Source organism: Streptomyces microflavus, assembly GCF_014650075.1.
In the GTDB taxonomy this organism is placed as follows: Bacteria; Actinomycetota; Actinomycetes; order Streptomycetales; family Streptomycetaceae; genus Streptomyces; species Streptomyces microflavus.
The window spans coordinates 156819-179445 of sequence record NZ_BMUG01000009.1; the positions used below are offsets into that span (position 1 = coordinate 156819).

Here is a 22627-nt window from a genome sequence, read left to right on the forward strand (position 1 = left end):
CCGCGGCCGGGCTGTGGAGTGGATCACTCCACTCCGGTTTTAGTTGAAAGTTAACCTACCTCTCCGTTACGGTCGACTCATCGCTTCCCCCCATGCCCGTCCGGAAGGTTTGCCCCAGATGTCCCTCGTTCTTGACCCCGCCGCCCAGGACCTCCTCTTCCGCGAGGCCCGCACCGCCAACACGTTCACCGACGAGCCGGTGACCGACGAGCAGGTCCAGGCCATCTACGACCTGGTCAAGTTCGGCCCGACCGCCTTCAACCAGTCGCCGCTGCGCGTCGTCCTGGTCCGCTCCGCCGAGGGTCGCGAGCGTCTGGTGCAGCACATGAGCGAGGGCAACCGCCCCAAGACCGCCACCGCTCCGCTGGTCGCGATCCTGGCCGCCGACAACGAGTTCCACGAGGAGATCCCGGCGCTGCTGCCGCACTTCCCGCAGGCCAAGGACATGTTCTTCGCCGAGCGCCCGGTCCGTGAGTCCAGCGCCGGCCTCAACGCCGCGCTCCAGGCCGCCTACTTCATCATCGGCGTCCGCGCCGCCGGCCTGGCCGCCGGACCGATGACCGGCTACGACGCCGCCGGCGTCCAGAAGGAGTTCCTGGACGGCGACCACACCCCGCTGATGATCGTCAACATCGGCAAGCCGGGCGAGGACGCCTGGTTCCCGCGCAGCCCGCGCCTCTCCTACGACGAGGTCATCACGACCGTCTGAGCGGCTACGTGAAGGGGCCCGGAACACCTGGTGTTCCGGGCCCCTTCACGTACGTACGGAGGACATCACGTACGCGCGGGCGCGGAGGGCGACGGCACCGGGCCCCCGACCGGTTCCGTCTTCAGCGCGGCGGCCATCTCCACCAGCCGCTCCTTGGGTGCCGAGCCGGTCACCACGGTGGTGTGCCCCTTGTCCACCAGGACGAGGGCGTTGTACTTCGCGCCCTTCCAGTACTGCCACTCGCGGCCCGCCACCGTCTCGGTAGCCCCGCTGTCCTTGGCCTTCTGGCTGACCTGGGGGACGTACGTCCGGACGGCGGCGGTGGACTGCTCGACCGCGACGTACTTGCCGTCCGGGTCGAGGAAGCCGATGTGCCAGGCCTTGCCCGCGGCGGCGTCGTACGAGACGGAGGTCGGCTTCCACTGCTCCGGCAGGCCCTCCGGCGCGGCGACCGGGTAGGGCGCGGCGATGCGTACCGTCGCCAGTTCCACGGTGAAATCGACGGCCTTGACCGGGTCGAGGTTCTCGTCGTGCGGAACGAAGATGTAGATGACGCCCGCGCAGGCGGCGGTCACCAAGGTCGACAGGAACATGTTCCTGGCCGTCTGTTTGCCTCGCTTGCTTGCCACGGGGTCCATGGTGGCACGCGGCCCGGCGCGCCCGGCCGCAGGGTGGGGCCGGGCGCGGGTGCTGACGGTGGGTGGCGGCGGGAGTACGGACCGGGGCGCTCATGCGTGACCCGCACTGCTCATTTTATCGACCTACCGATAGAGTCACAGCACCCTCATATCCGGTCGTCGCCGTACAGAAAGGTGCGCTCCGATGTCCGAGCATCATCTGCCGTCCCAATTGGAGGTCTCCCCGGAGGCCCCCGACCGCAACCTGGCCCTGGAGTTGGTCCGGGTCACCGAGGCCGCCGCGATGGCCGCCGGGCGCTGGGTGGGCCGCGGCGACAAGATCGGCGCCGACGGCGCCGCAGTGAAGGCCATGCGCACCCTCGTCTCGACCGTCTCGATGAACGGCGTCGTCGTCATCGGGGAAGGTGAGAAGGACGAAGCCCCCATGCTGTTCAACGGCGAGCGGGTCGGCGACGGCACCGGCGCCGAGGTCGACATCGCGGTCGACCCGATCGACGGCACCACGCTGAACGCCAAGGGCATGCCGAACGCGATCGCCGTGCTGGCGGCCGCCGACCGCGGGGCGATGTTCGACCCGTCCGCGGTCTTCTACATGGACAAGCTGGTCACGGGGCCCGAGGCGGCGGACTTCGTCGACATCGACGCACCCGTGGCGGTGAACATCCGGCGCGTCGCACGGGCGAAGAACTCCACGCCCGAGGACGTCACCGTCGTCATCCTCGACCGCCCTCGCCACGAAGGCATCGTCAAGGAGATCCGGGAGACGGGCGCCCGGATCAAGTTCATCTCCGACGGCGACGTGGCGGGCTCGATCATGGCCGCCCGTGAGGGCACCGGCGTCGACCTGCTGATGGGCATCGGCGGCACTCCCGAGGGCATCATCTCGGCGTGCGCCATAAAGTGCCTCGGCGGGGTCATCCAGGGCAAGCTCTGGCCCAAGGACGAGGCCGAGCGGCAGAAGGCGCTGGACGCGGGCCACGATCTGGACCGGGTGCTGTCGACCGACGACCTGGTCAGCGGCGACAACGTGTTCTTCGTGGCGACGGGGATCACCGACGGTGAGCTGATGCGCGGTGTGCGGTACCGCGCGGAGACAGCGACCACCGAGTCGATCGTGATGCGCTCCAAGTCCGGCACGATCCGGACGATCTCCTCGACCCACCGGCTGTCGAAGCTGCGCGCCTACAGCGCCATCGACTTCGACCGCGCGAAGTAGCGGAGGAGCAGGCCGGAAGCAGGAGAAGCCGAGAGAGGGGGCGCGGGGGCCACGGTCCCCGCGCCCCCTCCCCCGTCGGCCGCTCAGCCGGCCGCGGCTATGCGCTCCGCCGGTGCGGCGGCGGTCAGTTCGATGTCGCGGCGGCGCCGGCGGGCCAGCGCGACCCGGCGTTCGGCAGCGGTGAGGCCGCCCCACACCCCGTACGGCTCGGGCTGCATCAGTGCGTGCTCCCGGCACGCCACCATCACCGGGCAGCGGGCACAGACCCGCTTGGCGGCCTCCTCACGGGCCAGTCGGGCGGCGGTCGGCTCCTTCGACGGGGCGAAGAACAGCCCGGCTTCGTCCCGGCGGCACACCGCCTCCGAGTGCCAGGGGCCCGCCTCGTCCTCCCGGGCGGGGGTCCGCTGGGCAGGAACGGCGGCGACCTGCAGAGGCTGATGCGGCGGTTGCAGCACGGTCTACTCCTGACGACGGCTACGGCTTCGCGAGCGAGAGACGATGCAGCAAGCCATACCCACCGTGTGTACGCCTAAGCACTCAGTGCCACCGGCGCACGGTGTGCGACAAGGGCTCCGGGAGGTGTTCTGGCTGATTCCCGAACGTGCGTCCGCCGCCCCGTTCGAGCCGTTCTCAGTGCCCGAGGTGCTTGCGCAGCCGCCGCTGGAGGTCCGTGACGAACTTGCCCCGCTTGGGCTTCGCCTCCACGCTGCCGAGCACCGCGTAGCCGTTCACGACCACGACCGGGGCCTCCGGGTCCATCGACTCCAGCGTGCGGACGTCGAAGTCGCCGAGGACGCCCGTTCCGCTGCCGCGCAGGGTGACGTTCTCCGGCACCCGGATCTCGACGCTGCCGAAGATGGCCGTGGCGTTGATGACGGTGAGTCGTTGGCTGAAAAGCGCCTCGGTCAGATCGATCTCCACGCTACCGAAGAGCGAGAAGGCGTTCGTCCGGGGGCCGACGCGCCAACGGCCCTTGCGGGTGGCGCTGCTGAAGATCGCGACGAGGTTGTCCGTCGGGCCGTCCTGGGGCTCGGGGCCGTAGGCGTACGGCTGCGGCGCCGGGCCCGGGGCGGCTCCTGAGGAGGCGGCGGGCAGATCGCGGACCAGCGGCTGGAGTTCGCCGACGGTCTTGGCCCGGTAGACGAGGTCGACCCGCTCCGCGTGCTCGTCCACCGTCAGACGCCCCTCGGCCATCGCCTCGCGCAGGATGTCCGCGATCCGGTCGCGGTCGGCGTCGGAGGCGCGGAGGGAGTCGCCGGGCACGGCCTCGGCGGGCGAGACCTGGGCGGGCGGGGCGGGCGGCCGGGCGGGCTGCTGGGGCTGCTTCTCTAGGTCCACCGCCTCAGCGTACCCAAACGCGATAGATCGCGACTACCCCTCCGGGCGGCGCGCCCCTGGGCGGAACGGCCGGTCTCCAGGTGAGCCTTACCTCACAGGACCGGCCCGAAGGCGGCGTTCTACCCTGGTTGATGCGCTGCCCAAGGGAGGTCAGCCGCTGTCGCCGAGTGAGGAATGGCCGTAATGCCAGAGTTTGCGTACTCCGATCTGCTCCCCCTGGGAGAGGACACCACGCCGTACCGTCTGGTGACCGCCGAGGGTGTCTCCACCTTCGAGGCCGACGGCCGCACGTTCCTCAAGGTCGAGCCGGAGGCGCTGCGCACGCTGGCCGCCGAGGCGATGCACGACATCTCGCACTATCTGCGCCCGGCCCACCTGGCGCAGCTGCGGCGGATCGTGGACGACCCGGAGGCCTCCTCCAACGACAAGTTCGTGGCGCTTGACCTCCTGAAGAACGCCAACATCGCCGCCGCGGGTGTCCTGCCGATGTGCCAGGACACCGGTACGGCGATCGTCATGGGCAAGCGCGGGCAGAACGTGCTGACCGAGGGCGGTGACGAGGAGGCCCTGTCGCACGGGATCTTCGACGCGTACACCAAGCTCAACCTGCGCTACTCGCAGATGGCCCCGCTGACCATGTGGGACGAGAAGAACACCGGCTCCAACCTCCCGGCCCAGATCGAGCTGTACGCCACCGACGGCGGCGCGTACAAGTTCCTCTTCATGGCGAAGGGCGGCGGCTCGGCCAACAAGTCGTTCCTCTACCAGGAGACGAAGGCCGTCCTGAACGAGACCTCCATGATGAAGTTCCTGGAGGAGAAGATCCGTTCGCTGGGTACCGCGGCCTGCCCGCCGTACCACCTGGCGATCGTGGTCGGCGGCACGTCGGCGGAGTTCGCGCTGAAGACCGCCAAGTACGCCTCCGCGCACTACCTGGACGAGCTGCCCGCCGAGGGCTCCCCCACCGGGCACGGCTTCCGGGACAAGGAGCTGGAGGAGAAGGTCTTCGAGCTGACGCAGAAGATCGGGATCGGCGCACAGTTCGGCGGCAAGTACTTCTGCCACGACGTGCGCGTGGTGCGGCTGCCCCGGCACGGCGCGTCCCTGCCCGTCGCCATCGCCGTCTCCTGCTCGGCGGACCGCCAGGCCACCGCGAAGATCACCGCCGAGGGCGTCTTCCTGGAGCAGCTGGAGAAGGACCCGGCGCGCTTCCTCCCCGACACCACCGACGAGCACCTCGACGAGGCGGGCGGGGACGTCGTGGAGATCGACCTCAACCGCCCGATGGACGAGGTGCTGGCCGAGCTGACCAAGTACCCGGTCAAGACCCGGCTCTCGCTGACCGGTCCGCTGGTCGTGGCGCGCGACATCGCGCACGCCAAGATCAAGGAACGCCTTGACGCGGGCGAGGAGATGCCTCAGTACCTGAAGGACCACCCGGTCTACTACGCGGGCCCGGCGAAGACGCCCGAGGGGTACGCCTCCGGCTCCTTCGGCCCGACGACGGCCGGCCGGATGGACTCCTACGTCGAGCAGTTCCAGGCGGCGGGCGGCTCCAAGGTGATGCTCGCCAAGGGCAATCGCAGCAAACAGGTCACCGATGCCTGCGACGCGCACGGCGGCTTCTACCTCGGCTCGATCGGCGGCCCGGCGGCCCGCCTCGCGCAGGACTGCATCAAGAAGGTCGAGGTCGTCGAGTACGAGGAGCTCGGCATGGAGGCGGTCTGGCGGATCGAGGTCGAGGACTTCCCCGCGTTCATCGTGGTCGACGACAAGGGCAACGACTTCTTCACCGAGCCCGCCCCGGCGCCGACGTTCACCAGCATTCCGGTGCGCGGACCCGGCCTGGGCTGACCGGCCGGCCGCCGGATCGGCTGACGGGAGAGGGGGCGTCCGGATGGGCGCCCCCTTCACCGTGCCGGGGCTCCCTTCGCCGTGCCCGGACGCCCCTCCGCCATGTCCGGGCTCCCTACCGCCATGTCCGAGCGCCCACTTCGCCGTATCCGGGTTCCCCCTCCGCCATGTCCGGGCGGCGGCATGCGAAGAGGCTCCCCCCGAGGCGGCGTCCGAACGGGCGCCCTTCTCCCCTCCTCGGGCGCGCCAACCCCGCCCCTACGTCGAGATCAAGCCAATTCCGCAGCCGCACCCGCCCCCGGTGCCGCCGCGCCCCCAAGAGGTGCGGCAGGCTCCATGACGCGCCTGCCGGCCTCCACCAGGGCCGTCCGGCCGCCACGGGCAGGGCCCTGTCAGCTCGCCCGAACGGACCCCGCGCGAACAGGCGTTAGGCAACTTTCCCGCCCCGGACCCCGGCAGCCACGGCCACCGTGCCGGGCCGATGGCCGGTCCGGCACCGCCGCTTTCCCGCAGCCCGCCGCCTCCCGGGCTTGCGCCGCGCCGGGCCGCCGCGAAGGGTTATCGAACGTTCCTGACAATCTCCACCGGCCTGATCCGCCGGGCACCCCCCGGCGCCCTGCGGCCCTCAGCCCGCGCAGCCACTGCCGAACTCCGGAAAGGCGGACGCCGAATGACTCCGGCCCCCCACCGCAGCCACACCGACGACCTGCTCGCCTTCATCGCCGCCAGCCCCTCGCCGTACCACGTGGTCGCGAGCGCCGCCCAGCGGCTGGAGAAGGCCGGGTTCCGCGAGCTGCTCGGCACGGACGACTGGACCGGGGCGAGTGGCGGCTGTTTCGTCAGCCGGGCCGGCGCGCTGATCGCGTGGTACGTCCCCGAGGGCGCGCCCGCGCACACCCCGTTCCGGATCGTCGGCACCCACACCGACTCGCCGAACCTGCGGATCAAGCCCGCGCCCGACACCGGCTCGTCGGGGTGGCGGCAGATCGGGGTGGAGATCTACGGCGGGGTCCCGCTGAACACCTGGCTCGACCGGGACCTCGGCATCTCCGGCCGGCTCGCGCTGCGCGGCGGCCCGGACGGCACCCCGCGCAGCAGCCTCGTACAGATCGACGAACCCCTGCTCCGGGTGCCCCAGTTGGCGATCCACCTGGACCGTACGGTCAACGACGGCGTGGCCCTGGACCGGCAGCGCCACATCTCCCCGATCTGGGCGCTCGGCGACCCGCGCGAGGGCGAGCTGCTGCGGCTGGTGGCGGCGGCGGCCGGGGAGGACCCGGCCGATGTGCTGGGCTGGGACCTGATGCTGCACGACATCCAGCAGCCCGGATACCTGGGCGCCGACCGGGAGTTCGTCGTGGCGTCCCGGCTGGACAACCAGGTCTCGGTGCACGCCGGGGTGAGCGCCCTGGTGGACGCCGCGACCGGGGTCACCGAGCCCTCCTTCGTCCCGGTGCTGGCCGCCTTCGACCACGAGGAGGTCGGCAGCGGCTCCGAGACGGGGGCCCAGAGCCCGCTGCTGGAGCGGGTGCTCTCGCGCTCGGTCTCGGCCCGGGGCGGCAGCGACGAGGACTGGTCGCGGGCCCTGGCGGGCGCGTTCTGCGTCTCCGCCGACATGGCCCACGCGGTGCACCCCAACTACGCGGAGCGGCACGACCCCGACCACCGGCCGCTGCCCAACGGCGGCCCGACGGTCAAGGTGAACGTCAACCAGCGGTACGCCACCGACTCCACCGGTATCGCGATGTTCACGGCCGCCTGCGAGCGGGCGGGCGCCCCCTGGCAGCCGTTCGTCTCCAACAACGCGATGCCCTGCGGCACGTCGATCGGCCCGCTCACCGCGGCCCGCCTCGGCGTCACCACCGTGGACGTGGGGGTGCCGGGCCTCTCGATGCACTCGGCGCGCGAACTGTGCGGGGTCGACGACCCGGCCCACCTGGCGGCCATCCTGGGGGCGGTGATGACGGGGGCCTGACAGGACGGCACACGGTGGGTGGCGGGCGGACCGCCGGGCACACGGTGGGTGGCGGGCGCCGCACGGCTCCCGCCACCCACCGCTGCCGGACGCGCCTACACGAAGCGCTGCTTCGCGCTGCCGTCGCACGTCTGGAGCTTCAGCGGGTCCTTGGCCCCCGCCAGCGTCAGACAGAGCCCGGTCGCGGCGGCCGGGCGGACGGTGCCCGCCTGCCGCACGAACTTCTGGTTGGCCGCGCCCGAGCAGTCCCACACGATGAGCGTGGCGCCCGGGTTGTACTTGGCGCCCGACACGTCCAGGCACCGGTCGTGGCTGAGCGCGGTGCGCAGGGTCTGCGTACCGCCGTCGTACCACCAGTTCTGGTTGCGGCCGCCGTGGCAGTCCCAGCCGCCGATCGCGGTGCCGTTACGGGTCACCGAGGCGGGGACGTCCACACAGGTGCCGGTGGCCTCGTTCTTCACCGGGGTGAACACGTCGTCCCAGGCAGCCCGTTGGAGGACCGGATTGCCGGTGCTCGCCGGGTCGGCGCAGCTCGCCTCGCGGAGCCCGGAGTCGTACATCTGGGTGAGGCAGGAGGCGAAGGCGCGGTGGCCGGCCGCGTTGGGGTGGAAGGACTGGCGTACGGAGTTCTCGTCGGGCAGTCCGGGCTTGCTGAGGTCGATGTAGAGCCCCCGCGCCCAGGCGCTCTCGCTGCAGACCTCGTGGCCGTGGAAGAGGCGGGAGTTGTCGAGGTAGGCGGCTCCGGTGCTGGCGGCGGCCTTGCGCATGCCGACCTGGAAGGCGGGCACGGCGGTGCTGCGGCCCCAGACGGTGTCGGAGTCGTAGCCCAGGCCGCCGCAGACCAGCTTGCCGGGGAACTTCGGGTTGTCGTAGAAGTCCGGGCCGATCGGGCTCGGGTAGCCCATCAGGACGAGCTTGTAGTCGCTGTCGGCGTACCCGGCGTCGGTCATCACCGTGCGCAGGTCGCGGACGGTCGCCTCGACCTTGGGGACCAGGGCGTCCACGCGGGCCTGCCAGCCGCCCGCGTACTTCGGCTCGCACGGGCCCTGGAGGGTGATGTAGCGGACCACGCAGTCGGTCATGACCGGGCCGAACTGGAGGTCGTCGTTGGCCCCGGCGACCAGGACGATCATCTTGATCCGGGTGTTGCGGGCCTTGATGGCGAGGCTGTCGCTCTGCACCAGCTCGTCGGCGTACTGCTTGTTTCCGCCGATTTTGATGTTCCCGGTATAGGCGCCGGAGCAGGAGACGTTGTACGTGACGTCCGCCGCGATGCCCGTGCGGTGGATGGCGGCCTCCGGCGAGCGGTGGCACCAGTTGTCCGGCCCGTTGGTGCCGGGGTCGTAGGTGCCGACGCCCTCGCCGGAGATCTCGCTGTCGCCCAGCGAGATCAGCCCGGACTTGCGTTCGGCGAGCGGCCGTTCGGCGGGGCTGCCGTACAGCCGGGTGGCCTCGGCCGCCCGGACCGTTTCCAGCGCGGGCGGGAGAGGAGTGGATGCGATAGTGCTGGAGCCGGTACCCGACTCGGTCGCGCCGGCCGGTCCGGCGACCGCCATGGTGGTGGCGGCCACCGCGAGTGCGGCGGTGACAGCGGCCGTACAGCGGAGCCGGCGAAGGCTACGGAGCCCTCGAAGTCTGAGCCTGGTGCGCCTCATTGCGCCTCCCGGGTGAGTGGTTACCCCCGGTATTTACTGGCCGGTAGGCGACTTGGGAATACATAGAACAAGACACGTGCTCATCTTTTGCAGGAGGTTTAAACACGATGGTCGACGCGACGTCGGATCCGCAGGACACCCCGGAGTTCCGGATCGAGCACGACTCGATGGGTGAGGTGAAGGTCCCCGTTCACGCCAAGTGGCGGGCGCAGACCCAGCGGGCGGTGGAGAACTTCCCCGTCTCCGGGCAGCGCCTGGAGCGGGCGCACATCGAGGCACTGGCCCGGATCAAGGGCGCGGCCGCCAAGGTCAACGCCGAGCTGAAGGTGCTGGATCCCGATATCGCGGGCGCGATCCAGGAGGCGGCCGCCGAGGTCGCGTCGGGCCGCTGGGACGAGCACTTCCCGGTCGACGTGTTCCAGACGGGCTCGGGCACCTCGTCCAACATGAACACCAACGAGGTCATCGCCACCCTCGCCACCGAGCGCCTGGGCAGCGAGGTCCACCCCAACGACCACGTCAACGCCTCGCAGTCGTCCAACGACGTCTTCCCCTCCTCCATCCACATCGCGGCGACCGCCGCCGTCACCGCCGACCTGATCCCCGCCCTGGACCACCTGGCGGAATCCCTGGGGCGGAAATCGGCCGAGTTCGCGGAGGTCGTCAAGTCCGGCCGTACGCATCTGATGGACGCCACCCCGGTCACCCTCGGCCAGGAGTTCGGCGGCTACGCGGCCCAGATCCGCTACGGCGTGGAGCGGCTGCGCGCCTCCCTGCCCCGGCTCGCCGAACTCCCCCTGGGCGGTACGGCGGTGGGCACCGGCATCAACACCCCGCCGGGCTTCTCCGCCGCCGTGATCGCCGAGGTCGCCTCGGCCACCGGGCTGCCGCTGACCGAGGCCCGCGACCACTTCGAGGCGCAGGGCGCCCGGGACGGGCTCGTGGAGACCTCGGGCCAGCTCCGTACGATCGCCGTCTCCCTGACGAAGATCTCCAACGACCTGCGGTGGATGGCCTCCGGCCCGCGCACGGGCCTCGCCGAGATCAACCTCCCCGACCTCCAGCCCGGCTCCTCGATCATGCCGGGCAAGGTCAACCCGGTCATCCCGGAGGCGGTCCTGATGGTCGCCGCCCAGGTCACCGGGAACGACGCGACGGTCGCCACGGCGGGCGCGGCCGGCAACTTCGAGCTGAACGTGATGCTCCCGGTCATCGCGAAGAACCTGCTGGAGTCCGTACGGCTGCTGGCCAACGCCTCCCGGCTGCTGGCCGACCGCACGGTGGACGGCATCACCGCCAACGTGGAGCGGGCCCGCGCCTACGCGGAGTCCTCCCCCTCGGTGGTCACCCCGCTCAACAAGTACATCGGGTACGAGGAGGCCGCGAAGGTCGCCAAGCAGTCCCTCAAGGACGGCACGACGATCCGCGAGACCGTCCTGGCCTCGGGGTATGTCGAGCGCGGCGATCTGACCGTGGAACAGCTCGACGAGGCGCTGGACGTGTTGCGGATGACACGGCCGTGACGCGTGGGTCACCCGGGGTCCGTGGGTTCACCCGGGTGACCTGAGTCGCAGCGGGCGGGCGCGGACGCTCCGTAAGATCCATCCATGACAGGTACGGGAGAGTGCGCACGCTGGGCGCCGGGGGACCAGATCCTCTGGCGCTACCGCGACAACGGCCGGGCCCACCGGGCGCAGGGCGGCCCGCCCGTGCACATCTGCCGCCCGGTGACCGTCGTCCAGGACACCGCCGAGCTGCTCGCCGTCTGGATGGCGCCCGGCACCGAATGCGTACGGCCGGTCCTGGCCGACGGCACCCAGGTGCACGCCGAACCGCTCGCCACCCGCTACACCGCGCCGCGCACCACGGCCCGCTCGACATGGTTCGGCGCGGGGGTGCTGAAGCTGGCCCGGCCCGGGGACCCGTGGTCGGTGTGGCTCTTCTGGGACCGGGGCTGGCTCTTCCGGAACTGGTACGTGAACCTGGAGGAGCCGCACATCCGGTGGTCCGGAGGGGTGGATTCCGAGGATCACTTTCTCGACATCTCCGTGAACCCGGACCGCAGCTGGAAATGGCTCGACGAGGACGAGTTCGCCCAGGCGCAGCACGTCGGACTGATGGACCCGGCGACCGCCGCCGGCGTACGGGAGGCGGGCCGGGCGGCCGTCGAGGTGATCTCGGCGTGGGGCTCGCCGTTCCGGGACGGCTGGGAGCACTGGCGGCCCGATCCGCGGTGGCAGGTGCCGCCGCTACCGGATGACTGGGACCGCACCCCTGCCCATATGCCGTCGTGAGACCCTGGACGCACCCCCCGGGGGCCCGGTCGGCAGGCCCGGCCCACCGAGGGGCGCGCCGGCATGATCGGCGCGCACCACACCGGATCTGACCACAAGTCATCGCACCGGTCGTGCGGCAGGACGGGCCACGGACCCGGCCGGACCGCCCGGTCGCAGGACCACCACGAGGGGGTGGAGACGTGTTCGCTGCCCGCTGCCGCCTCGCCGTGAGCAGACCGGCCGCCGCGCGGAACGTCGTCCTCCGGCCATCTCGCGGACGCACGGTTTCGGCCCCGCGTGCGGGGGCACCCGCAGACAGCCGTTGTCCTCATCGCGGTCGCCGGGGCACAGTGGCGCCCCACGAGGTGACTGCCTCATACAACCGGCCCGGACGGACGGAATCCCACGCGTGACGGAGCACCCCACCTCCCACGAAGGCCGGCAGCCTCTCGCCGCTCGGCAGCAGGAGCGCACCCGGCCCCGACAGCAGGACGCCGCGGCCGCGGCCTCGGCTGCCGCGATCCCGGCGCCGGCCGCCGCGCCGAACCCGGGCCCCGGACCGGCCGCCGTCGCCGAGGCGCAGGCGGCCACCCGCCGCGAGGGCGACCGGCTCCGTTTCGTCGGCGCGGCGACCCGGCGGATCGCCCGCGGCATAGACCTGGACGAGATCGTCCTGGGGCTGTGCCGGGCGAGCGTGCCGACCTTCTCCGACGCGATCCTGGTCTATCTGCGCGATCCGCTGCCGGTCGGCGACGAGCGGCCGGTGAGCCCGTTCGTGCTGCGGCTGCGCCGCAGCGACCGGCTCCGGCTCACCGACGAGGACGGCGAGGCGGGTCCGGAGACGGAGCGGCTGCGGCCGCTGCTCACCGACCCGACGGCCGACCTGATGCCCGCCGCCGAGCTGTGCGAGGTGCGGGCGGGCGGCGCGCTGGCCGAGGTGCTGCGCGGGGTGCGGCCGGTCTTCGGCGACTCGGCCGCGGCCCGGGCCGCGCTGCCCGAGCTGCTCGGCCCCGGGCGCCCGGCCCCCACCGGCCACCGTGCGATCCTCGCGCCGCTGCGCGGCAGGCGCCGGGTGATCGGCGCGGCCGTCTTCGTACGGGGCACCGAGCGGCCCCCGTTCGAGGCCAGTGATCTGCTGGTCGCCGCCCAGCTGGCGACGCACACCGCGCTCGGCATCGACAAGGCCGTGCTGTACGGGCGCGAGGCCTACATCGCGGACGAGCTCCAGCGCACGATGCTCCCCGACTCGCTCCCCCAGCCCACCGGCGTACGCCTCGCCTCGCGCTACCTCCCGGCGGCCGAGACCGCCCGGGTCGGCGGCGACTGGTACGACGCGATCCCGCTGCCCGGCAGCCGGGTCGCGCTGGTCGTCGGCGATGTGATGGGCCACTCCATGACCTCCGCAGCGATCATGGGCCAGCTCCAGACGACGGCGCAGACCCTCGCCGGGCTCGACCTGCCGCCGCAGGAGGTGCTGCACCACCTGGACGAGCAGGCGCAGCGGCTCGGCAGCGACCGCATGGCGACCTGCCTGTACGCGGTGTACGACCCGGTCGCGCACCGGATCACCATCGCCAACGCCGGCCACCCGCCGCCCGTACTGCTGCACCTGGGCGGCCGGGCCGAGGTGCTGCGGGTGCCGCCGGGCGCCCCGATCGGGGTGGGCGGCGTCGACTTCGAGGCCGTCGAGCTGGACGCCCCTGCCGGTGCCACGCTGCTGCTGTACACGGACGGGCTGGTCGAGTCGCGGCTGCGGGACGTGTGGACGGGCATCGAGCAGCTGCGGGAGCGCCTCGCGGCGACCGCGCAGCTCACCGGGCCGGACCACGCGCCGCCGCTGGAGGCCCTCTGCGACGACGTGCTCGACATGCTGGGCCCGGGCGACCGGGACGACGACATCGCGCTGCTCGCCGCCCGCTTCGACGGGATCGCGCCGAGCGATGTGGCGTACTGGTATCTGGAGCCGGAGGACGCGGCCCCGGGCCGGGCCCGCAGGCTGGCCCGGCGGGCGCTGAGCCGGTGGGGCCTGGACGAGATGTCCGACGAGGTGGAGCTGCTGGTCAGCGAGGTCGTCACCAACGCGGTGCGCTATGCGGAGCGGCCGGTGACGCTGCGGCTGCTGCGGACGGACATCCTGCGCTGCGAGGTCGGCGACGACTCCCCGCAGCTGCCCCGGCAGCGCCGGGCCCGGGAGACGGACGAGGGCGGCCGCGGGCTGTTCCTGGTGAACCGGCTGGCCCGGCGGTGGGGTGCGACCCGGCTGTCGACGGGCAAAGTCGTCTGGTTCGAGATGGCGACGCGGAGCCAGTAACCGAACGTACGCGGAGAGGGGCGGTGCCGATATCGGCACCGCCCCTCTCCGTCATGCGCGCGCGGTCACTCCCCGAGCAGTCCGCCACCGCCGGGCCGCTCGCCCGGCTGCCCGTCGCTCTCCCCGGGCTGGGGCGGCAGCTCGGGGCTGGTGGGCGGCGTGGTGGAAGGCGTGATGGTCGGCGGGGCCGACGGCATGGTCGGGGTCTCGCTGGGCGTCTCGCTCGGGGTCTCCGACGGCTTGTCGGACGGCGAGGGCTTCTCGGACGGGGTGGGCTCCTCCGACGGCGTCTCCGAAGGTGTCGGAGGGGCCGGGACCTCGCCGCGCTCCACGTCCTGGAGGTCGAACCGGGCGTCCGAGCCACCGCCGAGGGCGCCGAGCGTGTAGTCCGCCCAGATGCGGGCCGGGAAGCCACCGCCGTTGGCCCGGCCGGAGTTGGCCGTTCCGGTGAGGGAGACCTGTTTGCGGCCGCCGTCGCCCTCGCCGAAGAGGGCCACGACCGTGGTCAGTTCGGGGGTGTACCCGGCGAACCAGGCCGCCTTGTTCTCCTCGGACGTGCCCGTCTTGCCCGCCGCCTGGTAGGCGGAGGTGTTGGCCGCGCTGCCGGAGCCCGACCTGACGACCCCGGTGAGCGCGGAGGTCACGGTGTCGGCCGACGCGCGGCTGATCGCCTGCTCCCGCTTGGGCGCCTCCGGCTTCACCGTACGGTCGCGGTGCTCGGCGGACTGGAGGATGTGCGGGGTGACCTTGCGGCCGTGGTTGTCGAGGGTCGCGTAGACCCCCGCCATGTCCCAGGTCGAGGCGTTCATGGTGCCGAGGGTGACGGCGGGGCGTTCGGGGAAGTTCTTGTCCGGTACGCCGAGGGCGAGCGCGGTCCGCTTGGTGGCGGCGGGCGTCACGTCCACGATCATCTGCGCGAAGACGGAGTTGACCGAGCTGTTCATCGCCTTCTGGACGGAGATCGGACCGTAGCTCCGGTCGTCCTCGTTCTGCGGGTTGAACGGGGTGTCGCTGCCGACGACGGGCCGCTTGCTGGTGCCGTCGTAGACCGTGTTCAGCCCGATCAGGCTGCCGTCCTGGGTCTTCGACTCGTTCTCCAGGGCGGCGGCGAGCACCAGCGGCTTGAAGGTGGAGGCCGGCTGGTAGTCCTGGCGGGTGGCGTTGCTGATGTAGTGCTTGACGTAGTCCTCGCCGCCGTACAGCGCGACGACCTTGCCCGTCTTCGGGTCGACGGAGGTGGCGCCCGCCTGGACGGTGGCGTCGACCTTGCTGCCCTCGCGGTCGAGCTTCGACTCCAGCTCCTTCTCCACCGACTTCTCCAGCTGCTGCTGGCGCTTCTTGTCGATGGTGAGGGTGAACGTCCAGCCGCCGGCCTCACGGTCCTCGGCGGAGATGCCCTGCTTGTCGAGCTCCTTGTTGACCGCCTCGACGAGGTAGCCGGTCTGGCCCTCCATGCCCTTGGCGGGCTTGGGCTTCTGCGGGACGGGGAACTCCTGCTTCACCCGCTCGGCCTCGCTCAGCCAGTCCATCTCGACCATGTTCTTCAGCGTGTACGCCCAGCGGTCCTTGACCAGGCGCTTGCCGGTGTCGGTGGCGGTGGCCCAGTCGTACTGGCTGGGGGCCTGGAGGAGGGAGGCGAGGTAGGCGCCCTGGGAGACGTTCAGGTCCTTGGCGTCGATGCCGTAGTACGCCTGGGCGGCCGCCTGGATGCCGCTGGCGCCGCGTCCGTAGTAGGCGGTGTTGATGTACCCGGCGAGGATCTGCCCCTTGGACTGCTTCTGGTCCACCTTCAGCGAGATCACCAGCTCCTGGAGCTTGCGGCTGATGGTGGGGTCCTGCGTCAGGTAGTAGTTCTTCACGTACTGCTGGGTGATGGTCGAGCCACCCTGCTTGCCCTTGCCGCTGAGCGTGTTGATCAGACCGCGGGTCGTGCCCTTGAGGTCGACGCCCTGGTCCTTGTAGAAGGTCTTGTTCTCCGCGGCGACGAAGGCGTGCTGCACCTCCTTGGGCACCTGGGCCAGGTCGACGATCTGGCGGTTGACGCCGCTGTTGGACCGGGCGAGGAGCGTGCCGTCGCTGTACTGGTAGACGTTGCTCTGCCGCTCGGCCAGGGCGTTGGGCGCGGGCACGTCGACGTACAGGTAGAGCGCACCGAAGGCGCCCATGCCCAGCAGGATCATCCCGAAGAACGTGCCCAGCAGCTTCTTCCACGTGAAGAGTCTGCGTATGCCGCCGCTCTTCGCAGCCCGGCGCGATTCCCGCGCCTGAGCTCGTCGCGCATCCGCTCGACCCATTGCTGTGTTGCTCCCGCTTCTCTGCTCGACCGGCTCGCTCGGTTCCCTCAGTCCGTTCAGACCTGCCAGCTAACACCGTCGGCAGAGACAAAAGGCAAGCGATCCAGTCTTTTCCGGACGTGACAATCAGCACCCGTTCCCAAGGGAACCGACTCCTCAGGGGTGCACAAGGTTGCGAGAACCATTAATGTGTAATCACATTGCTAGCGCGGTGCGAGCCGCGCGGAACGGGGGAACCCATGACCGGACAGCACGACGGCCACAGCCCGGACGCCACGGCGGCCGGCCTCGACATCGACGCCCCCGACATGCCCGCACCGCAGGTCACCGAGGTCACGGCGCATTCGATCCCGGGCGGCCTGGGGCTGCTCCTGACCGTGGTCGGGGTGCTCGCCGGTGTCGGCCTCGCCATCGTGGGCGGCGTGATCGGGTCGGGCGGCAACAACGCCGTCGGGGTCCCGCTCCTCATCGTCGGCATACTGCTCGTGATCACCTCGTTCTTCTGCATGAGCGGTGTGAAGATGGTCGCTCCGGGCGAGGCCCGGGTGATCCAGCTCTTCGGGCGGTACGTCGGCACCATCCGCGCCGACGGACTGCGCTGGATCAACCCGCTGACCTCCAGCCGCAAGATCTCCACCCGGGTCCGCAACCACGAGACCGCCGTCCTCAAGGTCAACGACGCCTACGGCAACCCGATCGAACTGGCCGCGATCGTCGTCTGGAAGGTGGAGGACACCGCCCAGGCCCTCTTCGAGGTCGACGACTTCCTGGAGTTCGTCGCCACCCAGACCGAGGCGGCGGTCCGGCACATCGCGATCGAGTACCCGTACGACGCCCACGAGGAGGACGGCCTCTCGCTGCGCGGCAACGCGGAGGAGATCACCGAGAAGCTGGCCGTCGAGCTGACCGCCCGGGTGAAGGCGGCGGGCGTCCTGATCATCGAGTCGCGCTTCAGCCACCTCGCGTACGCCCCCGAGATCGCCTCCGCCATGCTCCAGCGCCAGCAGGCCGGTGCGGTCGTCGCCGCCCGCCAGCTGATCGTGGAGGGTGCGGTGGGCATGGTCGAGATGGCCCTGAGCCGGATCGCCGAGCAGGACATCGTGGAGCTGGACTCCGAGCGGAAGGCGGCCATGGTCAGCAACCTGATGGTGGTGCTGTGCGGTGACCGCGCGGTCCAGCCGGTCCTCAACACGGGCAGCCTCTACCAGTGACCGACCAGACGCCCGGCCGGCGGACGCCGGACTCCCGGCCGCAGCAGCGCAAGCAGATGCTGCTGCGGCTGGACCCCGCGGTGCACGACGCGCTGGCCCGCTGGGCCTCCGACGAGCTGCGCAGCGCCAACGCGCAGATCGAGTTCCTGCTGCGCCGGGCGCTGAAGGAGGCGGGGCGACTGCCGGGCACGGCGGCGCCGATCGCCCGCCGGGGACGGCCGCCGAAACGGCCGCCGCCGCCGGAGGAGCAGGGGACGCCGGAGGAGCCGAAGACCCCGGAGACCCCGCCCGGACCCGACGTATAGGAAGCGCCCCCGGCCCGCCATCTGGGCCGGGGGCGCTTTCCGGACGGGTATACATGCCGGGTATACACCGCGTGTACAGTGCTTCCCATGTCTATCGGTCACACCCTCCTAGGGCTCCTGGAGTCCGGCCCCCGCCACGGCTACGACCTGAAGCGGACCTTCGACGAGAAGTTCGGCCAGGACCGCCCGCTCCACTACGGCCAGGTCTACTCGACGATGTCCCGGCTCCTGAAGAACGGACTCGTCGAGGTCGACGGGGTCGAGAGCGAAGGGGGGCCCGAGCGCAAGCGGTACGCCATCACCGACGCCGGGATCACCGATGTCTCGCGCTGGCTGATGCAGCCCGAGAAGCCGGAGCCGTACCTCCAGTCGACGCTCTACACCAAGGTCGTCCTCGCCCTGCTGACCGGTCGCAGCGCCTCCGACCTGCTGGACTCCCAGCGCTCGGAGCACCTGCGGATGATGCGGATCCTCACCGACCGCAAGCGCAAGGGCGACCTCGCCGACCAGCTGATCTGCGACCACGCCCTGTTCCACCTGGAAGCCGATCTGCGGTGGCTGGAACTGACCGCCGCCCGGCTCGGCCAGCTCGCCAAGGTGGTGGCCCCGTGATCCCCGAAGGCTCCCTGCTCGCCGCCCACGACCTGCGCAAGACCTACGGCTCGACGCCCGCCCTGGACGGAGCCTCGTTCTCCGTGCACCCGGGCGAGGTCGTCGCCGTGATGGGGCCCTCCGGCTCCGGCAAGTCGACCCTGCTGCACTGCCTGGCCGGGATCATCACCCCGGACTCCGGCACCATCACCTACGCGGGCCGCGAGCTCTCCGCGATGTCGGACGCCGAGCGCAGCGCCCTGCGCCGCAGCGACTTCGGCTTCGTCTTCCAGTTCGGCCAGCTCGTGCCGGAGCTGACCTGTGTGGAGAACGTCGCGCTGCCGCTGCGGCTGGACGGTGTGAAGCGGAAGGCCGCCGAACGGACCGCCCGGGAGTGGATGGAGCGCCTGGAGGTCGACGACCTCGCCGCCAAGCGCCCCGGCGAGGTCTCCGGCGGCCAGGGCCAGCGCGTCGCCGTGGCCCGTGCCCTGGCCGGCTCCCCGAAGGTGATCTTCGCGGACGAGCCGACCGGCGCCCTGGACTCCCTCAACGGCGAGCGGGTGATGGAGCTGCTCACCGAGGCCGCCCGCTCGTCCAACGTCGCCGTCGTCCTGGTCACCCACGAGGCCCGGGTCGCCGCCTACTCCGACCGTGACGTCACCGTGCGCGACGGCCGGGCCCGCGACCTGGAGCACGCCGTATGACGCTGCTCCACTCCCGTGACGCCCCGGCCGCCGAACACCATCGCCCGCGGCCGCCCTCGCGCTCCGCGGCCACCCTCCGGGACCTCGGCCTCGGCATCCGGTTCGCCGCCGCCGGGGGCCGCGAGGGCTGGATCCGTACGCTGCTGACGGCGGTCGGCGTCGGGCTCGGGGTCGCGCTGCTGCTGCTCGCCTCCTCCGTACCGCATCTGCTCGACGAACGCGCCGCGCGGGAAGCGGCCCGCAGCGAGACGCGGATCTCCGACTCGCCCGACACCAACGCCGTGAAGTCGGACAGCTCGGTGCTGCGGATCAACGCGACCACCGAGTACCACGACCGGACCGTGGCGGGCTATCTGATGCGCGCCGACGGTTCGGCACCCGTCCGCCCGCCGGGGGTGGCCCGCTTCCCCGAGGCGGACGAGATGGTGGTCTCCCCCGCCCTGAAGGAGCTGCTCGCGGCCCCGGGCAACGAGCTGCTGCGGGAGCGGCTGCCGTACGCGATCACCGGCACGATCGGTGACGCCGGGCTGCGCTCCCCCGGTGAACTCCTCTACTACGCGGGCAGCGACACCCTGACCCGCGCCTCGGGCGGCCACCGGATCTCCGGGTACGGGAACGTCCTCGACGGCGAACCGCTCCCGGCACTGCTGGTCGTGCTGACCGTGATGGTCTGCGTGGTGCTGCTGGTACCGGTCGCGATCTTCATCGCCACCGCCGTGCGCTTCGGCGGCGACCGGCGCGACCGCAGGCTCGCCGCGCTGCGCCTGGTCGGCGCCGACATCCGTACCACCCGGCGTATCGCCGCCGGTGAGGCGCTGTTCGGCGCGGTCCTCGGGCTGCTGATCGGACTGGTCTTCTTCCTGGTGGGGCGGCAGTTCGTCGGTGCGGTGGAGATCTGGGACGTCAGCGCGTTCCCGGCGGACCTGGTGCCCGACCCCCTGCTGGCGCTGCTGATCGTCGTCGCGGTGCCGCTCACCGCCGTGCTCGTCACACTGGTCGCGATGCGCTCGGTGGTGATCGAACCGCTCGGTGTCGTACGCCGGGGCCGCGACCGGGGCCGCCGGCTCTGGTGGCGCCTGCTCATGCCGCTCGCCGGTCTGGCGGTGCTCGGATTCACGGGCCGGGTCGGGAAGTACGAGGTGGTGAACCCGTTCCCGATCGCGGCCGGCGCCGTGCTGGTGCTGGTCGGGCTCGCCCTGCTGCTGCCCTGGCTGGTCGAGGCGTGTGTGAACCGGCTGCGCGGCGGCCCGGTGCCCTGGCAGCTCGCCACCCGCAGGCTCCAGTTGAGCAGCGGGGCCGCGTCCCGCGCGGTCAGCGGGGTCACGGTGGCGGTGGCGGGAGCGGTCGCCCTGCAGATGCTGTTCGCCGCGATGAACGCCGACTTCAACCGGATGACCGGTCAGGACCCCACGCGGGCCCAGTTCGCCGCGTACTCCGAGAACGTCACGGGCGCGGCGGCCACCTCGACGATCGAGCAGTTCCGCGCCACCAAGGGCGTGGACGTGGTCATCGGCTCGGTGGAGGCGTACGCGTCCAAGCCCGGCGTCTACGCCGAGGACGACATCCCGCCCACCACCTCGCTGACCATCGGCACCTGCGAGACCCTGCGCGAGCTGGCCCGGATCGGCGCCTGCGAGGACGGGGACACCTTCGTCGTCCACCCGGAGAACGACAAGGACATGTCCCACTGGGTCGACCAGGCCGCCCGCAAGGGCAAGGTGGTCGAGATCGGCTCCGGGGGCGGCAAGCCGGTTCGGTGGACGCTGCCCGCCGACTCCCCGACCGTGACGGGGCGCACCGACCCGATGGGCACCCCGCACTGGGGGATCATGGCGACCACCGGCGCGGTCGACGCGGGCAAGCTGCCCGGCGCGACGATCACCGCGCAGATCCGGGTCGACCGGAGCGTGCCGGACGTCGCCGAGTACGTACGCAACACGGCGGCCAGGATCGACCCCGGCATGCGCTTCGTCACCCTGGACTCGGTGGAGCGCGACCGGCAGTACGCCAGCATCCAGACCGGCCTCCAGGTCGGGGCGACCGTGGTGCTGCTGCTGATCGCCGCGTCGATGCTGGTCTCCCAGCTGGAGCAGTTGCGCGAGCGCAGGCGGCTGCTGTCGGTGCTGGTCGCCTTCGGCACCCGGCGTACGACACTGGGCTGGTCGGTCCTGTGGCAGACCGCCGTCCCCGTGGTGCTCGGCCTCGCGGTGGCGGTCGTGGGCGGGCTGGGACTCGGCGCGACGCTCGCGTGGATGACCGAGAAGAGCGTCTCCGACTGGTGGCTGTTCGTGCCGCTGGCGGGCGCCGGAGCGGCGCTGATCCTGCTGGTGACGGCGTTGTCGCTGCCCTCGCTGTGGCGGCTGATGCGGCCGGACGGGCTGCGCACGGAGTAGCCGGAGAAGTGGGACGGGCCGGTGCGGCCGGGAGGAGGTCTCCCGGCCGCACCGGCGTCCGTTCACCCCTCCGCCGCGTCCACCACCCGCACCGGGAGCGGCTTCATCGCCCCGCGCAGCGCGGCGCCGAACTCCTCGAACTCGCCGCCCCGCGCCGACCCGGCCCGCATCGCCAGCGCCACCCGCCGGGTGGGGGCCGGGTGGGCGAAGTACCCGGTGGCCAGGGCGTCGTTGCGTGCGGTCTCCACCGTCACCGCGGTGCGCGGGAGCAGCGTCACGCCGAGCCCGCCCGCCACCAGCTGGACGAGGGTGGAGAGCCCGGCGGCGGTCGTGGTGACCGGCGCCCCCTCCGTACGCCCGGCCTCCCGGCAGATGTCGAGGGCCTGGTCGCGCAGGCAGTGGCCCTCGTCGAGGAGGAGCAGCGGCAGTTGCCGCAGCGCCTCGCGCGGGATATCGGCGCGGCCGCCGAGCCAGTGGTCCTGCTCCATGACCAGCACGAAGTCCTCGTCGAAGAGGGGGATCTCGCTCACTCCGGGGACCCCGAGCGGCACGGCGAGGAGCAGCAGGTCCAGGCGTCCGGCGGCGAGCCCCTCCAGCAGGGAGGAGGTCTGCTCCTCGTGGACCTGGAGGTCGAGGTCCGGGTAGCGGTCGTGGACCAGCCGGAGCACGGTCGGCAGCAGATAGGGGGCGACGGTCGGGATCACACCGAGCCGGAGCACCCCGGTGAACGGCGCGCGGGCCGCCTCCGCCTCCTCCATCAGCGCCGCGACGGCCTCCAGCACGGTGGCGGCCCGCACCGCGAGCCGCTCCCCGGCGGGCGAGAGCAGCACCTTGCGCGTCGTACGCTCGATGAGCTGGACACCCAGTGCCTCCTCCAGAGTGGAGACGGCTCCGGAGAGTGCCGGCTGACTCATCCCGATTGCTGCCGCCGCGTCCCGGAAGTGCAGATGCTCCGCCACGGCCGCGAAGGCGCGGAGCTGCGACAGGCTGGGCTGCTTGGCGGCCGACTTACCGGACTGCTTCGGGCGTATGCCCTGTTTTCCCTGGGCCACTGATAGGCACCTCCGATCATCACGACCGAGTGTAGCTATTTCCCTGATCAATGCACTCTGTGCCAAGGTGGATCTCGTCCAACCCTCAGGAAATCTCCCATAAGG

18 protein-coding genes are annotated in these 22627 nt (G+C 71.6%); 12 read left to right on the forward strand and 6 right to left on the reverse strand.

The features are described 5' to 3' along the window. Positions 1-118 precede the first annotated feature (118 nt). On the forward strand, positions 119-709 hold the full coding sequence (locus IE264_RS25860; RefSeq protein ID WP_015611064.1) for a malonic semialdehyde reductase: 591 nt from the start codon (positions 119-121) through the stop codon (positions 707-709). 65 nt (positions 710-774) lie between these two features. On the opposite strand, the gene IE264_RS25865 is transcribed toward IE264_RS25860, so the two are convergent. Then, complete coding sequence (locus IE264_RS25865) at positions 775-1347, reverse strand: DUF4245 domain-containing protein (protein ID WP_078657484.1); 573 nt, start codon at positions 1345-1347, stop codon at positions 775-777. A 184-nt stretch (positions 1348-1531) separates the two neighbouring features. Between IE264_RS25865 and glpX the strand changes: the two genes are divergently transcribed. Further along, complete coding sequence (gene glpX / locus IE264_RS25870; protein ID WP_015611062.1) at positions 1532-2563, forward strand: class II fructose-bisphosphatase; 1032 nt, start codon at positions 1532-1534, stop codon at positions 2561-2563. Positions 2564-2646: 83 nt separating this feature from the next. On the opposite strand, the gene IE264_RS25875 is transcribed toward glpX, so the two are convergent. Beyond that, positions 2647-3018 carry a WhiB family transcriptional regulator gene (locus IE264_RS25875; RefSeq protein ID WP_015611061.1) on the reverse strand — a complete coding sequence of 124 codons (372 nt, stop codon included), beginning with the start codon at positions 3016-3018 and terminating at the stop codon, positions 2647-2649. A gap of 175 nt (positions 3019-3193) precedes the next feature. Continuing rightward, on the reverse strand, positions 3194-3901 hold the full coding sequence (locus IE264_RS25880; protein WP_032757734.1) for a DUF1707 SHOCT-like domain-containing protein: 708 nt from the start codon (positions 3899-3901) through the stop codon (positions 3194-3196). A gap of 183 nt (positions 3902-4084) precedes the next feature. On the opposite strand from IE264_RS25880, the gene IE264_RS25885 reads away from it, so the two are divergent. Both IE264_RS25885 and IE264_RS25890 read left to right on the forward strand, forming a co-directional pair. After that, entirely contained in the window at positions 4085-5755 is a 1671-nt protein-coding gene (locus IE264_RS25885; RefSeq protein ID WP_032757732.1) for a fumarate hydratase, read from the forward strand. A 670-nt stretch (positions 5756-6425) separates the two neighbouring features. Then, positions 6426-7730: a M18 family aminopeptidase gene (locus IE264_RS25890; protein WP_015611058.1), complete on the forward strand. Its 1305-nt coding sequence runs from the start codon at positions 6426-6428 to the stop codon at positions 7728-7730. Positions 7731-7825: 95 nt separating this feature from the next. On the opposite strand, the gene IE264_RS25895 is transcribed toward IE264_RS25890, so the two are convergent. Next, the gene (locus IE264_RS25895) at positions 7826-9385 is read right to left on the reverse strand and encodes a ricin-type beta-trefoil lectin domain protein (RefSeq protein ID WP_032757730.1); all 1560 of its coding nucleotides are present in this window, start codon (positions 9383-9385) and stop codon (positions 7826-7828) included. A gap of 107 nt (positions 9386-9492) precedes the next feature. Between IE264_RS25895 and IE264_RS25900 the strand changes: the two genes are divergently transcribed. The 3 genes from IE264_RS25900 to IE264_RS25910 all read left to right on the forward strand — a co-directional run bounded on the left by IE264_RS25900 (position 9493) and on the right by IE264_RS25910 (position 13972). Next, positions 9493-10908: a class II fumarate hydratase gene (locus tag IE264_RS25900; RefSeq protein ID WP_015611056.1), complete on the forward strand. Its 1416-nt coding sequence runs from the start codon at positions 9493-9495 to the stop codon at positions 10906-10908. Positions 10909-10992: 84 nt separating this feature from the next. After that, on the forward strand, positions 10993-11679 hold the full coding sequence (fomD, locus tag IE264_RS25905; protein WP_015611055.1) for a cytidylyl-2-hydroxypropylphosphonate hydrolase: 687 nt from the start codon (positions 10993-10995) through the stop codon (positions 11677-11679). A 391-nt stretch (positions 11680-12070) separates the two neighbouring features. After that, positions 12071-13972: a SpoIIE family protein phosphatase gene (locus tag IE264_RS25910; protein WP_032757728.1), complete on the forward strand. Its 1902-nt coding sequence runs from the start codon at positions 12071-12073 to the stop codon at positions 13970-13972. A gap of 65 nt (positions 13973-14037) precedes the next feature. On the opposite strand, the gene IE264_RS25915 is transcribed toward IE264_RS25910, so the two are convergent. Further along, a complete protein-coding gene (locus IE264_RS25915; RefSeq protein WP_032757726.1) occupies positions 14038-16266 on the reverse strand; it encodes a transglycosylase domain-containing protein in 2229 nt (742 codons plus the stop codon). Between the two features lie 239 nt (positions 16267-16505). Here IE264_RS25915 and IE264_RS25920 point away from each other — a divergent pair, with 239 nt between their 5' ends. From IE264_RS25920 to IE264_RS25940, 5 genes are all read left to right on the forward strand, one after another. Next, a complete protein-coding gene (locus IE264_RS25920; protein ID WP_015611052.1) occupies positions 16506-17477 on the forward strand; it encodes an SPFH domain-containing protein in 972 nt (323 codons plus the stop codon). Next, positions 17474-17782, forward strand: a complete 309-nt coding sequence (locus tag IE264_RS25925) for a type II toxin-antitoxin system antitoxin (RefSeq protein ID WP_032757725.1) — start codon at positions 17474-17476, stop codon at positions 17780-17782. The genes IE264_RS25920 and IE264_RS25925 overlap by 4 nt, the downstream gene beginning before the upstream one ends. A gap of 87 nt (positions 17783-17869) precedes the next feature. Further along, positions 17870-18394: a PadR family transcriptional regulator gene (locus IE264_RS25930; protein WP_015611050.1), complete on the forward strand. Its 525-nt coding sequence runs from the start codon at positions 17870-17872 to the stop codon at positions 18392-18394. After that, on the forward strand, positions 18391-19077 hold the full coding sequence (locus IE264_RS25935; RefSeq protein ID WP_015611049.1) for an ABC transporter ATP-binding protein: 687 nt from the start codon (positions 18391-18393) through the stop codon (positions 19075-19077). Before IE264_RS25930 ends, IE264_RS25935 begins: the two co-directional genes overlap by 4 nt. Further along, positions 19074-21470, forward strand: a complete 2397-nt coding sequence (locus IE264_RS25940; protein WP_032757723.1) for an ABC transporter permease — start codon at positions 19074-19076, stop codon at positions 21468-21470. The genes IE264_RS25935 and IE264_RS25940 overlap by 4 nt, the downstream gene beginning before the upstream one ends. A gap of 62 nt (positions 21471-21532) precedes the next feature. On the opposite strand, the gene IE264_RS25945 is transcribed toward IE264_RS25940, so the two are convergent. Further along, positions 21533-22522: a hydrogen peroxide-inducible genes activator gene (locus IE264_RS25945; RefSeq protein ID WP_078657483.1), complete on the reverse strand. Its 990-nt coding sequence runs from the start codon at positions 22520-22522 to the stop codon at positions 21533-21535. Positions 22523-22627: the final 105 nt, after the last annotated feature.

What these genes read in the sequence shown, in the direction of transcription:
- IE264_RS25940 (WP_032757723.1), top strand. Translation starts at nt 19,074, where the DNA reads ATGACGCTGCTCCACTCCCGTGACGCCCCGGCCGCCGAACACCATCGC.
- IE264_RS25860 (WP_015611064.1), top strand. Translation starts at nt 119, where the DNA reads ATGTCCCTCGTTCTTGACCCCGCCGCCCAGGACCTCCTCTTCCGCGAG.
- IE264_RS25900 (WP_015611056.1), top strand. Translation starts at nt 9,493, where the DNA reads ATGGTCGACGCGACGTCGGATCCGCAGGACACCCCGGAGTTCCGGATC.
- IE264_RS25885 (WP_032757732.1), top strand. Translation starts at nt 4,085, where the DNA reads ATGCCAGAGTTTGCGTACTCCGATCTGCTCCCCCTGGGAGAGGACACC.
- IE264_RS25930 (WP_015611050.1), top strand. Translation starts at nt 17,870, where the DNA reads ATGTCTATCGGTCACACCCTCCTAGGGCTCCTGGAGTCCGGCCCCCGC.
- fomD (WP_015611055.1), top strand. Translation starts at nt 10,993, where the DNA reads ATGACAGGTACGGGAGAGTGCGCACGCTGGGCGCCGGGGGACCAGATC.
- IE264_RS25915 (WP_032757726.1), bottom strand. Translation starts at nt 16,266, where the DNA reads ATGGGTCGAGCGGATGCGCGACGAGCTCAGGCGCGGGAATCGCGCCGG.
- IE264_RS25865 (WP_078657484.1), bottom strand. Translation starts at nt 1,347, where the DNA reads ATGGACCCCGTGGCAAGCAAGCGAGGCAAACAGACGGCCAGGAACATG.
- IE264_RS25890 (WP_015611058.1), top strand. Translation starts at nt 6,426, where the DNA reads ATGACTCCGGCCCCCCACCGCAGCCACACCGACGACCTGCTCGCCTTC.
- IE264_RS25920 (WP_015611052.1), top strand. Translation starts at nt 16,506, where the DNA reads ATGACCGGACAGCACGACGGCCACAGCCCGGACGCCACGGCGGCCGGC.
- glpX (WP_015611062.1), top strand. Translation starts at nt 1,532, where the DNA reads ATGTCCGAGCATCATCTGCCGTCCCAATTGGAGGTCTCCCCGGAGGCC.
- IE264_RS25895 (WP_032757730.1), bottom strand. Translation starts at nt 9,385, where the DNA reads ATGAGGCGCACCAGGCTCAGACTTCGAGGGCTCCGTAGCCTTCGCCGG.